12 protein-coding genes are annotated in these 15,723 nt (G+C 33.0%); 1 reads left to right on the top strand and 11 read right to left on the bottom strand.

All coding sequences use genetic code 11. The features are described from left to right. Positions 1 to 15: 15 nt before the first annotated feature. The 7 genes from LMD38_RS00560 to LMD38_RS00530 all read right to left on the bottom strand — a co-directional run bounded on the left by LMD38_RS00560 (position 16) and on the right by LMD38_RS00530 (position 9,635). Positions 16 to 1,962 (bottom strand): BglG family transcription antiterminator, encoded by a 1,947-nt coding sequence (locus LMD38_RS00560; protein ID WP_228920100.1) that lies wholly within the window; start codon positions 1,960 to 1,962, stop codon positions 16 to 18. 159 nt (positions 1,963 to 2,121) lie between these two features. Then, positions 2,122 to 3,846 carry a phospho-sugar mutase gene (locus LMD38_RS00555; protein WP_228920099.1) on the bottom strand — a complete coding sequence of 575 codons (1,725 nt, stop codon included), beginning with the start codon at positions 3,844 to 3,846 and terminating at the stop codon, positions 2,122 to 2,124. Between the two features lie 94 nt (positions 3,847 to 3,940). Then, positions 3,941 to 4,933: a UDP-glucose 4-epimerase GalE gene (gene galE / locus LMD38_RS00550; RefSeq protein ID WP_228920098.1), complete on the bottom strand. Its 993-nt coding sequence runs from the start codon at positions 4,931 to 4,933 to the stop codon at positions 3,941 to 3,943. Positions 4,934 to 5,050: 117 nt separating this feature from the next. Then, on the bottom strand, positions 5,051 to 6,067 hold the full coding sequence (gene galE, locus LMD38_RS00545) for a UDP-glucose 4-epimerase GalE (protein WP_000996526.1): 1,017 nt from the start codon (positions 6,065 to 6,067) through the stop codon (positions 5,051 to 5,053). A 40-nt stretch (positions 6,068 to 6,107) separates the two neighbouring features. Next, on the bottom strand, positions 6,108 to 6,806 hold the full coding sequence (locus LMD38_RS00540; protein ID WP_228920097.1) for a sugar phosphate nucleotidyltransferase: 699 nt from the start codon (positions 6,804 to 6,806) through the stop codon (positions 6,108 to 6,110). After that, positions 6,803 to 7,774 (bottom strand): DMT family transporter, encoded by a 972-nt coding sequence (locus tag LMD38_RS00535; protein WP_228920096.1) that lies wholly within the window; start codon positions 7,772 to 7,774, stop codon positions 6,803 to 6,805. Before LMD38_RS00535 ends, LMD38_RS00540 begins: the two co-directional genes overlap by 4 nt. After that, positions 7,755 to 9,635, bottom strand: coding sequence for a phosphotransferase (locus tag LMD38_RS00530; protein WP_001163831.1), 1,881 nt, complete (start codon positions 9,633 to 9,635; stop codon positions 7,755 to 7,757). The genes LMD38_RS00535 and LMD38_RS00530 overlap by 20 nt, the downstream gene beginning before the upstream one ends. Positions 9,636 to 9,883: 248 nt before the next feature. Between LMD38_RS00530 and LMD38_RS00525 the strand changes: the two genes are divergently transcribed. Then, positions 9,884 to 11,335, top strand: coding sequence for an oligosaccharide flippase family protein (locus LMD38_RS00525; protein ID WP_228920094.1), 1,452 nt, complete (start codon positions 9,884 to 9,886; stop codon positions 11,333 to 11,335). 64 nt (positions 11,336 to 11,399) lie between these two features. On the opposite strand, the gene LMD38_RS00520 is transcribed toward LMD38_RS00525, so the two are convergent. The 4 genes from LMD38_RS00520 to tagU form a co-directional block, all read right to left on the bottom strand. Continuing rightward, a complete protein-coding gene (locus LMD38_RS00520; RefSeq protein ID WP_228920088.1) occupies positions 11,400 to 13,067 on the bottom strand; it encodes a hypothetical protein in 1,668 nt (555 codons plus the stop codon). Positions 13,068 to 13,108: 41 nt separating this feature from the next. Further along, the gene (locus LMD38_RS00515) at positions 13,109 to 13,834 is read right to left on the bottom strand and encodes a LicD family protein (RefSeq protein WP_000505985.1); all 726 of its coding nucleotides are present in this window, start codon (positions 13,832 to 13,834) and stop codon (positions 13,109 to 13,111) included. A 41-nt stretch (positions 13,835 to 13,875) separates the two neighbouring features. Then, positions 13,876 to 14,694, bottom strand: coding sequence for an SGNH/GDSL hydrolase family protein (locus tag LMD38_RS00510; RefSeq protein WP_228920086.1), 819 nt, complete (start codon positions 14,692 to 14,694; stop codon positions 13,876 to 13,878). A gap of 99 nt (positions 14,695 to 14,793) precedes the next feature. Further along, positions 14,794 to 15,708 (bottom strand): polyisoprenyl-teichoic acid--peptidoglycan teichoic acid transferase TagU, encoded by a 915-nt coding sequence (gene tagU / locus LMD38_RS00505; protein ID WP_228920084.1) that lies wholly within the window; start codon positions 15,706 to 15,708, stop codon positions 14,794 to 14,796. Between the last annotated feature and the right edge of the window lie 15 nt (positions 15,709 to 15,723).

Raw genomic sequence — 15,723 nt, 5'->3', positions numbered from 1 at the left:
GGCTTATCGCCTTACCTATTCATATCTTAAATAAGATAAAAACTTCATTATATTCTTTTCCTTTATAAGCTTCTGGACAAAAACAGGTTGTTCACTTATAAAAGACAACTCATGAAATAGCTGCTTCGTAACTTCCTTACCATCACTCTTAACTGCTAACATAAATACGAGCGATACTTTCTCTACTCCCCAGTCCAACGGCTCCCTAAGCGTAGCAACTGCAATCACGGATTCTTTAATTAGCTTAGGGCTTCCGTGCGGGATGGCAACCCCTGCACCGATTGTCGTTGCTGACATTCTATCTCTAGCAATCGCATTTTCAATATATTCTTTCTCTACATATCCCTTTTCATAAAGAGACCTCGCTAATTTTTCAATTAATTCGTAACGATGCTCTACCTCTTGTTGTAAAAAGACTAAAAAAGGAGTTGTGTAATTCAATAATACAAAGTCCTTATTTCCGCTAGACGGTAGTTCATCTAATTTCTTCATAAATTCCTCTAACTTACTTTCTTCACTCCGCTCTAATAAAGGAGATACAACAAAATGAGGAATATTTAACTGCGGAAGATCTATCGTAGAAATAATAAGCTCTACCTTTTTATTTTTCATTAAGTATTCTTCTAAATTGGACTTTGCAATGCAATCTAGCACATGGACATACCGGAATTTCCTTTCGATTTTCGTCCGTAATAATTGCGACATCCCTATCCCCATATGACAAACAATAATTACATTTTTTGATACCCTTTTATCACTCAAACGCTCCATTGCCGCCTGAAAATGCAAAGTAAGATAGGCTGCTTCTTCCTCAGGGATTTGTAGACTTAATGATTGATTCATATCATCCAGCTCATGAATTAACATATCAAACATATACGGATACATTCGCTTAATTTGATGAAGCATCGGATTTGAGACAGACAGATTATATTGCAAACGATTTAATGTCGTGTACAAGTGCATCTGTAATCCCTCTAGTAAAAATGGATCCTCCCCGAAATCGATTTCATTCAATTTAGACATACGACCTATTAAATGCGATACAACTTGTGAAAGAACAGGATTACTCACATTTAACTTATCTCTTTCCCATTCATCTTGATAACGAAATTTCCCGCCTAAAATATGAATGGCTAAATAAGCTATCTCTTCTTCAGTAAAATGAACCGTAAATACAAACTCTAACCTTGTTAAAAAATCTAATGTCCACCCATACTCTTTCGTCTCTCGAACGATGTTCAAATCATCTGTAGACATTGAAATTGGTTGTTTTAACTTCATCCTCCGTACCATGATTAGCGTATGTAATAAAAGATTTTCTAACGTATCATCTGTAAAAAATGTATCATACCTTTTTTGTAACGCTTTCAATTCCGTCATTATAAATTCAATTTCATGATACAAAAACTGCTTTTTAATAAATTGGTTCATTAACTCCTGATTATGAATTAAATCTGATAGTTTAGCTAATGCCTTCCTCTTACTTCTCTCATCGCTCTCTACCGTTAATCCGATCCTTTGCTTTACAACTAAATCTAATCCTAGTTCCTCAAGCCACGTTTCAATTCTATCTAAATCTTTCTTAACTGTAGCCCTATTAACAAAATACTGCTCAGCAAGCTCCTGCACCGTAACTGGTTTAACATTCATCAACAAGCTATACGCAATTTGCAACACTCTCTCCTCGTCTGATGCATAGCCTATATCCTGTTTTACAGCATACAATTTATTGAACAAACTGGACTTATCATAATCCGTAATTTCTAAACAAACACCTAAACCCGGTCTCCGAATAAGAAGTGCATCTGAATACTTCTCTAAATATCCCTCAATCACCTTAAAATCATTACGAATCGTCTTCTCTGAACAACCTATCCTATCAGCAAGCTCCTGCACTAACAAATACTCATTAGACTCAGATAATAAAACTTGCAAAATTTCCTGTTGCCTTTTATTCATCTGCTTCACCTGTTTCTTCTATCCTTTGTACCCAATATGTTACTAACTTAGTGCATTTATCATAACATATTGGTGAATTTCTGAATTAGGGGAATTTATTGTTTGGAATTTGTTCATAAAAAAGAGTTCGATAACATAATCGAACTCTTCTAAAATTTATTATAAACGATTCATAACATCTTCTTTAATAATAAGTAACTTTTGTTCACTATTTTGTAAAGAATTATCTTGAACACCGAAGTAGAACTTAATCTTCGGTTCAGTTCCAGATGGACGTAGGCAGAACCAAGAACCATCTTCTAATTGATATTTTAACACATTTGATTTCGGTAAGTGAATCTCTTCTTTATGTCCATCTTGTAAAGATGTAATCATGCTCGCTTTATAGTCTTCAACTGCTACAACTGTTAAGCCCGCTACTTCTTTCGGAGGATTTTCACGGAATGTTGCCATCATTTCTTGAATTTGTTCCGCTCCATCTTTTCCTTTTAGCGTTAACGATACAAGATCTTCACGGAAGAAACCGTACTTCTCAAACACTTCTAATAGACCATCGTATAACGTTTTACCTTGTGATTTGTAGTATGCAGCTACTTCACATGCAAATAGAACAGATTGTACTGCATCTTTATCACGGCAGAATGGACGGATTAAATAACCATAGCTTTCCTCATAACCGAATTGGAATTCGTATTGTCCGCTTTCTTCATACTGTTTAATTTTCTCACCGATAAATTTAAATCCAGTTAACGTATCAACTGTATCTAAACCGTATGCTTTCGCGATTGTACGACCAATTTCAGACGTTACGATTGTTTTTAATACAACACCGTTCTCTGGTAGCGTTCCGTTTTCTTTCTTTTGAGATAATAAGTAATCAAGCATTAATGCACCTGTTTGGTTACCAGTTAATACTTGGAACTCACCATCGTGATTACGAACTGCTACACCAAGACGGTCTGCGTCAGGATCCGTTGCGATTAACACATCTGCGCCTACCTTCTCACCGTCACGAATTGCATATTCAAATGCTGCGTGCTCTTCTGGGTTCGGTGATTTTACTGTAGAGAAGTTCGGATCTGGTAACTCTTGCTCTTTTACAACTGTTACATCTGTAAATCCAACTTCTTCTAAACCACGGCGTACAGAAATATTTGATGTTCCGTGTAGTGGTGTGAAGACGATTTTTAAGTCTTTCCCAACCTTTTGTACCATTTCTTTATTAATAATGACATTGTTCAATTCTGCAGCATATGCATCATCGACTTCTTGTCCAATAATATGTAATAAACCGTCAGCTTTTAATTGCTCCACATCAGCAACCTCAACTGTTAATTCATCTTCTACTGCGTTTACGTAGCTAATTAATTCATCAGCTTCTTTTGGAGGCAACTGCCCACCATCTTCACCGTATACTTTATAACCGTTATATTCAGGCGGATTATGACTTGCCGTAAGAACGATTCCACTCACTGTATGTAAATGACGAACTGCGAAAGAAAGCACTGGCGTTGGACGTAAGCTTTCAAACACATATGTTGTAATGCCGTGTGCACCTAGTGTAGCAGCAACTTCCATTGCGAACTCAGGTGATTTATGGCGAGAATCATACGCTACAACAACACCACGTTTCTTCGCTTCTTCACCTAACTTTTCAATAAACTTCGCTAATCCTTGTGTCGCTTTACGAACTGTATATACGTTCAGACGGTTCGTACCAGCACCAAGTTCACCACGCATACCACCTGTGCCGAATTCTAGATTTTTATAAAAGCTGTCCTCGATTTTTTTCTCATCTTGCTTCATGTTTTCTAACTGTTCTTTTAGTTCTGCATCTAACTCTGCATATGAAAGCCAGCGACTAAATTTTTGTTTCCAGTTCATATAATTATCCTCCAATTTCAAACTAAAAAGGTATGCTTTAATACACATACCTTAAAAATAGTAACTTAATTTTTCATATTAAAATTTAGATTTATTATTTCTCATACCCATTAGGTTTCTTCTGATGCCAATTCCAAGCATGCTCAATGATTGTCTTCACATTTACATACTGTGGATCCCAACCTAACTTCTCTTTCGCTTTCTGAGAAGAAGCAACTAAACGTGCTGGATCTCCCGCACGACGCGGCGCTACTTCAGCAGGGATTTCATGATTTGTAACTTCACGAACTGCATCAACGATTTCTTTTACACTGAAACCATTACCATTTCCTAAGTTATAGAAATCACTTTCTCCGCCGTTTTGTAAATCTTTAAGCCCTAAGAAATGAGCTGCCACTAAATCTTCAACATGAATATAATCACGGATACAAGTACCATCTGGTGTATTATAGTCATCACCAAACATCATAATCTTCTCACGTTGACCTAACGCCACTTGCAGCACAAGAGGAATTAAATGCGTCTCTGGACGGTGATCTTCCCCAATAATACCATTTGGAGTTGCACCAGCCACGTTAAAGTATCTGAAAATCTTATAACGTAAATTAGAAGCTTGGCTATACCAATGAAGCATCTTCTCGATTGCTAACTTCGTCTCCCCATACGTATTCGTTGGATTTGTCATCGTTTCCTCAGTAATAAGGTCTACATCTACCTCACCATACGTTGCCGCAGTAGAAGAGAAAATAAACTTATCTACCTTAAACTCATCCATTACCTCTAATAAACCAAGTGCACCATACACATTGTTATTATAATATTGAAGAGGCTTCTCCATACTAACTCCAACTAAAGAATCAGCCGCGAAATGCATAACCGCCTCAATATTTTCTTGTGTAAACACATCTCTTAAAAATGCTTTATCACGAAGGTCACCATTATAAAACTTCGCACCTTCCGTAATTGCATCCTCATGACCCGTTTGTAAGTTATCTACTACTACTACAGATAAACCTTCGTCTACTAATTTTTTCACGGCGTGAGAACCGATATATCCAGCTCCGCCACAAATTAGAATTGAATTCATTGTATACCTACTTTCCTCATAGCTAAATTTTTAGGTTTAGAACTATTTAATTTATAATATATTATACTATAGACATCTATCCCTATTACCTATAGTGTGTACACTAAAACCTTAATGCTATTTTGTGATATACCCATCTTTATTATTTGATTGCCATTTCCAAGAATCTGCACACATTTCTTCTAATCCCCGTTTTGCTTCCCATCCTAGTTCACGCTTTGCCTTTGATGCATCTGCAAAACATACCGCCACATCACCAGGACGACGCTCCGTAATTTTATAAGGAACTTTCTTGCCCGAAACTTTTTCAAATGCTTCAACCATCTCAAGTACACTATAACCTGTGCCTGTACCAAGGTTATAAGCATCTACTCCCGTTGTATTCAGTACTTTTTCAAGTGCCTTTACGTGACCATTCGCTAAGTCGACAACATGTATGTAATCACGAACGCCCGTACCATCCTTCGTTGGATAGTCATTTCCAAATACACTTAATTCCTTTAGTTTACCTACTGCCACTTGTGTGACATATGGCATTAAGTTATTTGGAATTCCATTTGGATCTTCTCCAATTCTTCCACTCTCATGTGCACCAAATGGATTGAAATAACGAAGTAATGCGATACTCCATGCCGCATCTGCAAATGCTACATCACGCATCATCTGTTCAATCATTAATTTCGTTTGACCATATGGATTTGTAGCACTTAATGGAAATTCTTCCGTAATTGGTGATGTTTCTGGAATACCATATACCGTTGCTGATGAACTAAAAATCATCTTCTTCACATTACGCTTTTGCATCACGTCACATAATACTAATGTGCTAATAATATTATTATTATAGTACATTAATGGCTTTGCTACCGATTCCCCTACAGCTTTTAAACCTGCAAAGTGAATAACAGCTTCAATTGTATTTTCCTCAAAAATTTTATTCAGTGCCTCATAATTCTCAAGATCCTCTTTATAAAACTTAAATTGTTTTCCTGTTAACTCTTTCACTCGATTGATAGATTCTACTGAGCTATTTGACAAATTATCTACTACAATAATTTCATAATCATTATTCAGTAATTCCACGCATGTATGACTACCAATATATCCTGCTCCACCTGTTACAAGTATTGCCATGATTATAGTCCTCCAAAACAATTAAATATTTAAGTGACACTTAATTCCCTATTATAGCAAGCTTTCTTTCAACCATTTGTAGATCTTCAAGTGAATCAATTTCAAAACTATCATTTTTATTGATTTCATATAAGCGAACATCTAGATTTTTAATATTATCTTTCACGATATTATCCCAATATAACTCACTAAAATCTTCTTGAGTAACTACCTTTTCAATTTCTCTCACTATATAAGTTGCATCATTTTCAGACCAATATGAAATACCGCATAAAATATAATCATTGTGACCATTACCAACTTCAATATCATATACTCTATTATTTACATCATATTTAATAATCCACTCGTTACAAAAATCTTCTTTTTTCGCACTAAAATATAGAGATGACTTAGGTTGTTCAATAAATATATTACGATGCAAATATACATCTGCATCAACTACATATGCATTTGATAAATATTCTCTCACTAAGTACATAGTATAAATATTATTGTATATATTATATTTGTCATTATATACAATTTTAATATTTTCATATTTATCAGTAAGATAATTAAATTTTTCTGATAGATATCCAGTAACAATAATAATCTCTTCTATACCTTTTTCCTGTAAAAATTCAATTTGACGTTCTAACATAGGTTTACCATTTACTTCCACCAAAGATTTAGGTTTTGTTAAAGTCAATGGACGTAATCGTGTTCCCATGCCCGCTGCTAATAAAATCGCTCTCACGCTGCTTCACCTCTATATTTTTTCTTTCTAAACTCTTGTGAATCCGAAACTGTTAAAACAGCTCCCATAACAATCAATAAACAACTAATTATTAATCCAACTGAAAGGGAAGTGCCTAGTATAAATATGGAAATTAAAATTGACCAAGCTGAATATGTAATATTTAATGCCATCGCTTTAGTAGGACCCAATTCACGAATTGCTTTATAGTAAAAAACATATGACGCAGTTCCCACTAATGCAATAAAAATGATTAAAATAAAATCACTACTAACCACAACTTCTCTTGTTAAAAAATGTCCACCTAAAGAAGGTAAAATTACCAATCCATACGTAATAGATGAAACAAGCTGACGAATTTGTAAAGCTTCTTCTGGAGAAACTTCATTATCCTTCATACCGTATGCACAAATTACACACTCCAATCCCCAGCCTAAAACACAAATTAAAGAAAATAAAAAGCCTAAAATATAGCTTTCTGTGGAATTACTCACTCCTGTAAAACCTAATATAGTAATACCAGCCATACTAATTATAAGTCCTAACCAATTCCAGGAACGTAAACGTTCTTTGAGAAATATAAATGCAAAAAAAGCTCCTACCGCAGGGTATATTGCCGAAATGGCAGCTGTATACGATGCACCGATATACTTTACAGCTAACACATAAAAAGTCATACCTAACGGTCCACCTAACAATGCACCCAAAACAACAAATCGTCCACTTCTTGTTTTCAATTTTGAAAGTGCAGTCGCTAGGCTACCTTTAATTGCCATATAAACTATCATCCATATTGTAGACATAAAATCATGTAAAAAAGTGCTAACTAGAGGCGCAAGAAATATAACCTGTTTCGTCTCTAACATAATTGTTGAAGACAAAACGATTCCAATTAATACCGTATCTACAGCCCAAGCAAAGCCTGAAAAAACACCATATAGGATACCCTTACTTTGCTTTAGGTTCATAACAATATCCTCCATAATACTCTATAAATAATTGTATATTTTCTTTGGCTCGACGATAACGATCCATCCCATACGTACCAAAATCACTTCCTGTAGCTTCCTTGATTTTTGTCCAAATACTCCATAAAAAATCTTGAAAAATCTTATTCATTAATATTCTTTTTTTATGTAAAACCTCTATTTTTCCATTAAAATAGTACTTTAAGAACAGCTCCTCTTCTTCAACCGAAAAACCACTTTCTAGGCAATGAGCAGCAATATCCCACATTGGATCATTTAGCCCACCATATTCCCAATCAATTAAATAAATTTTATTTTCTCCACTTTTTACAAAGTTTTCAGGAACAGTATCGTTATGACACGGTGTTACCTTAATTTTCATATCCTCATAAACATCTCTTAATTTCATAACTTTTCTTTTAACTTGTTCATAATCATTAAAATTATCACCCCTTACTTTATCTAATAGTCCTTCATACTGTTCAATTTTTTCAAATACATTAAAACTATTGCTCATTAATGCATTCGAATTATGTAACTCCTTTAAGACTGCAGCTGTTAGCATCATATTATCATTACGTTTTGCAGTTTTTGGATTTAATGTTTCTGCATTAGGGATAAATTCCGCCAATTTCACACCTGTTTTTTCATTAAAATAAATTAGTTCTGCATCAATTCCTAGCTCACTTGCAAACTTTGAATTTACCATTTCATCATATCGGCTAATCATATTCTCAGTACCACTTCCAGGAATACGCAATACATATTCCGAATCATCCACACATACTTTAAAATTAGTATTAGTCATGCCACCAAATGGTTGAATGTCTGTAATTTTATCTTCCTGAATCCCTAATCCTTCTACAATACATTGCTTTATTTGCTTCTCTTTAAATTCGGCTTCCTTTCGCAATAAACGAGGATAGATTGTATTTTTAACAATTTCATATTGTTGTTTTGTATCAATCTCCGCCCATACAACATTTTGTAACTTCACGTACCCAATGTCATACGTTCTTGCAATATCTAAAAGTAAATATTCGTAATTTACATATGGATTTTGATTACATGCAAATATTTCTAACATTTGCTCAAAAACATCATATGAAACCTTTGAAATCCCAATCATTTCTCCATCAATACGATTTAATTGGTGAAAATCTTTAGAAATTTTATATAAATGTCCTTCTTGAATTTCAACAAAGGCCTCATCCCCAGAACCACTCTCATTTGTGATTAATACACAATCTCTTTCAGGATGCTTTAATACTTGCGCAATTGCATTTTCTTCTATTAGAATATCATCTTCAATTAATAAAAAATCATCATCGATTATTTCTTGAGCACAAGCAAGTGAAGCCATTGATCCTGTCCATTTGTATTCCTGATTCTCCACAAAATACAAGTTTTGATGTTTATTCCATGAAACAAATTTCTCCTTTTTGTACCCAGAAATAATAACTATCTTTTCAATACCATTATTTTTTAATATATCAACATTTCTATTTAAAAGTATTTTATCTCCTATAGACAATAAACCCGACGGCATCTCTAGCTCTTTCCGACTCCCAGCTGCTAAAATTACTGCCTGCTTAACCTTTTTATAACCAACTTGATTTATTTTAATTTTCTTTTTCTGAAGAATAGCTAATTCCCTTTGCAAAAAGGAAAACCCATTCTCCTCTAAATAATAACTTATATGCTTCCCTTTCTTCTCACTGGAAACATATTTTTTCTTTACTAGATCGCTAATAATATAATTGACCTTCCCTATCGAAATCCCACAATATTCCGCGATTTTTTTCTGATTTAGGTTTGGTTCTTGATTAATAATTTCTAATACACTTAATATATGTTGCACAACGAGGGCCCCCATAACATCGATGATATATTCATTTTTTGAATGTATCATCGATGTTATCATTAATAATTTATAATGTAAATGTTTTATAAAATTTAATTTCTTATTGTCCAAGAATATGTTATATATTACAATTATCTAGTTGTAGTTAACTTATGGTTTTAAATATATGTATAATATCCTATTTAAAAATCAAATATTTTTATGCTGTTTCTTATTGAAAACATCTAGAAGGGTTTGCTATAAAAATGCAAAAATCACTATTCAAAAATATTATTTACAAAGTATTACTTAATCTATTCAACTTGATTCTTCCAATACTGGTAGGCCCTTATGTCTATCGTACACTTGGGGCCTCTTCTATTGGAAACGTACAGTTCTCAGAATCTATTTTCAATTACTTTTTTATTTTTGCAGTTTTTGGAGTATACCAATACGGTATGCGAGAAATGAGCCTTATTAAACATGATAAAGAAAAAGTAAGCAAACTTTTTACAAGTTTATTCACAGTTACATTCATTACTAGCATACTTTCTCTAATCGTGTACCTTATATTCTCCTATATAGGCTATCGAGAAAGCATTATATTCCCTATATTACTTATTTATGGAATTAATTTCATCGGATCTATTTTCTATGTGGAATGGGTAAATGAAGCTTATGAAAATTATGATTTTATTACAATCAAAACTATAATTGTTCGAATTTTTTACGTAATATTCCTTTTTGTTTTAATAAAAGGTTCCGAAGACTATCACAGCTATGCTTGGTTATTGGTACTTTCAACCTTCCTTAATAACATCATTAGTTTTATTTATGTAAAACGCCGTGTTTCATTTAATTTTCAAGATATTGGTATTTCAAAACACTTAAAGCCATTATTTTTGGTTGTTATATTTTCAAACGCAAACATTTTATATACACAACTTGATCGCTATATGTTAGGACAGTATGTTGATACTAAATCTGTATCTTATTATGCTATGGCACAACAAATTATGAGTATTATCCATATGTTAATGTTAAGCATCATTCAAGTAACTATTCCTCGTTTATCTCATTTATCTGGAAATGAAGATAATGCTTCTTACATCAACTTATTGAATACTATTTCAAAAATTTATTTATGCTTCTTATTCCCAGCCTCGATTGGACTATACATTGTATCAGATGTTGGTGTGTATATTTATGGCGGAGCTGAATTTATTAATACTAGTACTGTCTTATCAATATTTTCCCTTTATATGATTTCCCTTGGCTTTGAATCTATTGTAGCCAATCAAGTTATCTATGTAAAAAAAGGAGAAAAAATGCTGGTTAAACTTATTTTTATATGTGGAGGGTTAAATTTATTTCTAAATATCACGTTGGTAAAATTAAACATTTTGTCACCATCTTCAGCTATTTTAACTACAACCTTATCTAATTTTTTACTGTTTACACTAGAATATATTTATATAAGAAAAGGATTAAAGATAAATTTCCGTTTATTTGAGTTATCAAAAATAAAATATGGATTTTATTCCCTATTATTTATCCCAACTTCCTATTTTATTCGATTATTTATCGCAGATCCAATCCCATTATTTATCACTTTAATCATAACTAATAGTCTACTCTATACACTTATTCTAATCTTGACAAAAGATGAGATTCTAATGCTATTTATAAACAAAATCAAAACTCGCTTTAATAACTAGACCTTCATTTATTAACCAAATAAAAAAATCATCCGTGACCTCTTCAAGTCACTAGATGATTTTTTTATTTTCCAATCAAACCATGCCCATGTAAATCCTCTATTAATTTCTTCATAGTACTAGCCAGCTCTTGTAATGAAACCGTTTCAGTGTCCCATTGACCATTGTTTCTATTACCACCTGGAATTTCCCATTCTTTTTTTCGTGCTCCTAAAACCTGAGATCCATTAATTTCTAAAGCCCCTCTATGAATCCTTATGATACCGTTTTGACTGATGGTTAATAGAGTTTTAGTGAATTCCTGATCAATCAACTCCATTTCACCCGATGCACTCATTCGAAGATACATTTTATTAGCTATATCAGATGAATCGACAATACATAATGCTCCTTCTATTTCTCTACTATCCACAAAAATAGTCCTCATTGATTTATCTGCACTTTTAGTTAAAAAGGAGTGTTCATTAGCTAAACGTCCCTCACACGTCGAAATATTATTATATTGAAATTTCCTTACATCCGCATTATTTGTAAAATTAAAAGCTACATTTTCTCCACAGCGAATATTTGAGGCCACAAAATTCGAAACTAACTCGTCAAATAAAAAACCATATGGTACATTTGAATTAATATAAAAATTATTATCTGTATTTTTTAATAAAACACTATTAATCCATGCAGAGGAAAATCGATTATTTGCTACATTTTCCAACCTTATAGCAAAGCGCTTTTTCTCCATATCCTGTATATCAAACCCATCTACTCCGCCACCAATTAAATTAAAAACTGTCGTCGCAATCTGACCACATAGGCCATGAATATAAATTCCATGCTGCGCATATCCATTCCTTAGTTTATTTGCAATAATTAAGACATTATGGAGATAGTATCCTCCAATATCTTCTGTTGTTTTTCGTTCAATCTCAATTCCATTTCCTCCAAAAAATTCAACAAATGTAATTTGTACATCTCGAAAATGTAATTCAGCCCCTAAGTCACCTTGATGATAGATGCCAGATTTTTTTGGGTTCCGATGAGATAATTTTTCAACTTCATAACTATGTGAATTTGTTGAATATATACCATATCCTCCACCATAAATATTAATATTCCTGAGAGGTCCAGTTACAAATTTATCTACTTTAAATGCTATCTGGTCCTCATTTCCTAATTCCATTTCAATATCTACATTTTCAATTATTGCTTGTGAATGCTCCTTAAAAGAACAATCGAATAACACTCCTTTACCTTTAAAGAATATTGTAGAGTTCTGAAAATTTATTTTTTGTCCAGCCCTGACTTTAACTGTTGATTTAAATATATATTGCCCTCTTGGGAATACAATTGGTTTCTCTATATCTACAGCATCTATTACCTTTTGTAAAACCTTCGAATAATCTATATCCGATTTTATTTCAATGTCATCTAAATTAACATATACTTTTCCCATTATCTCATTAATTATATTAGATCTCTTTTCTAGTGATTCCATTACTTGCTCTGAATCATTGTCTAATAAGCATTTATCTAATCTATCTAACTTATTCAAAATAATATTCTGCGTATCAATAATTTGAGAAATATAATTACTTTGCTCATCAATAATTGTATTTATTTCCTTAACATTGTACTTATAAGGTTTTTTTACCCCTAAAAATTCCCTTAACTTTTTAATCATAAATTTTCTATTTACTCCTTTTAATAAAAATAAAAAGGATAATTTCACCACCACTACGGTAATTATCCTTTCAAATTTAATAATTTTAAATCATATTATTTATAAATCGCCTTTATACCATTAACCTCTATAGCTTGGATATTATTACCTGAATTAGCGTAATCCCACTCATCATCTTTTATCATAAAATTAGGACCATAGTTCTCAACAAGATATTGTTCAATGTTTATAGGACTTGGAAATTTTTCACCTTTAAACTCTATCTCATTAACTCCTAAAAATGTTGAAGTTGCTGTCTTTGCCTTCCAGCCCGTGACTATCTTATTATTTCCGTTTTCTTTTTTAATCATATTATCTGTTTCTTCAAAAAAATAACACCAGATTTTTTGTGTTTCCTCTAATCGATAATAATAAAATATATCAATATGCGCCTCTTTATACGTAAAAGTTTGTTCAACTATATTACCATTAATTCTAAATTCTCTTAAGGTCTTAATCCCCTTTCCATTTAGTGTTTTTTCTAGAGCTCTTTTTTTCTCTTCACTCACATTAAATGTGCCAAGATCCATGTCTAAATCATGCTCTATAAAGTCTTTTTCTCTAACTGCGCCTAATAATGTACCATAATCTAACCAAAATTCTTGTTTATGCTCTTTAAAGCTTTCTTTCATTAATAATAAACATTCTATTCCATAATTTTTAATGGCATCCCTTTTCCATTGCATTTTTCTATTAAAACGATATTTTAAGGGTTTTTTTAATATTGCATACATTAATTTATTACTTTTAATATATGTTTTAATTTTTCTTTTAAATCCCATTTTAAACTCTTCCTCACTTTATCTATTTAATTGATAACAGATTATTTCGCAATAAAATAATCTATTATATAATTCGCCCAAACCTCATATCCTTTAGCACTTGGGAAACCAAATTCTTCTTGTAGGTACGGTAGAATAGCCTTTGTTGTCGCATCAGGCCACGCTCCCCAATGATCTACATATGTATAGCCATTTTGCGTCGCAAATTGCTTTAACGCCTCAATTGCCTTCGGATAATTCTTCGCACCATACACTGGGTTTGATGGTTGAATCATAATTGTAGCACCCTTTGCACTAGTAGAAAGTGCTTGCACAAATTTCTGCGTACTTGCAACTGAGTTTCCATTACCAGTTTTACCATTGTCGGTAATAAATGGCGGTTCGAATAAAATCACATCTGGCTTTTCTTTCGCAATCTCTTTATCACGCTTATTTGCGATTAACTCATCTGTGCTTTCGCCCTTATATTCCTTTACCGTCACATTCCATAAACCTTTACCGTAAGCAGTTTCTAAGTTAGCCGTTAACTTAGCTGCCCAAGCATCTTTTGCAGATGAAGAAGCTTCATCACCAACAATAACAAGGTTTACTGCCTTTTTATCCTCAGCGGCTTTCTTTAACTTCTCTTTCACTTCATCTGGTAAATTCTTCGCATATGCTTCATTAAAAGATGACTTTGCATCTTGTTTCTTCTCTGATTTCTTCGCTCCACTATCTTTTACGTCAGCTTTTGTTTTCGTTACTTCACTCGTCTGCCCTGTTGCATTCGCAATCTTCTTATTCCAATATAATTTACCGCTCACAACCGAAGCGACAAACAATACAAAAATAACTAGGACAAGTACTGCTTTCTTATTCATCGATTCACCTCATCTATTATTCTCACAACATATAATACTAATATAAATTCACGTAAAAATAAACCCAACTCCTACCAAAGGAGTTGGGTTATTCCATAATTACTTAGCCACTTCAAGATGAGCTCTTAACTTATTCGTAATATCTTGTTTCGCTGCATCTGGAACATAGTAATACCAAATACCATCAGCGGCTTTGTGGCCGTCCCCTGGGATTTGGATTTCTTCACTGTTCTGCATGCAATCTTTATAGTTCTTTTGAATATCAAACATTTGCTCTTGCGTTAAACTTGTTTTAACGTTTTTCTCAATCGCTTTTAATACATCACCGTAACTTGCTAGGGAAGATACACTTGCCCCTTTTTTGATTACTGCTTGAATAACTTGACGTTGGCGCATTTGACGACCAAAGTCACCACGAGTATCTTGGTATCTCATTCTAGAATATAACAATGCTTTCTCGCCATTTAAATGCAAATCACCTTTTGCATAATGAACACCGTCAATTGTAAAGTCCATATCATTATTAATATCTACTCCACCAACAGCATCAACAATATCTTTAAATCCTTCCATATTCACTTCAATATAATGATCAACAGGAACGTTTAAGAAATTTTCCACTGTTTTTACTGACATATTGATTCCACCGAAAGCATAAGCGTGATTAATCTTATCTTTCTTACCTTTTCCTACAATCTCTGTATAAGAATCACGTGGAATACTTGTAATCTTCATCGATTTTTTGGATGGATTTAGTGTAAATAACATTAAAGAATCCGAACGCCCTTGATCCTCACCACGTTGATCCACACCCATCATTAAAATTGAAATAGGCTTTTTACCAGATACATCGACTTTTTCTGAACGTTTATCCGATTTATCACGATCTAACGGCTTATGAACTGCATCTAATGTGTTAGATACATTAGAATATACATGATAAGCATACGCTCCGCCACCAATAATGAGTACTCCTATTATACCGAGAATCCAAAATAAAATTTTCTTTTTCATTTCTATACCCTCTTT

The sequence above is a fragment of the Bacillus pacificus genome, assembly GCF_020861345.1.
In the GTDB taxonomy this organism is placed as follows: Bacteria; Bacillota; Bacilli; order Bacillales; family Bacillaceae_G; genus Bacillus_A; species Bacillus_A pacificus.
This window is presented reverse-complemented; position numbering and strand designations above follow the sequence as displayed.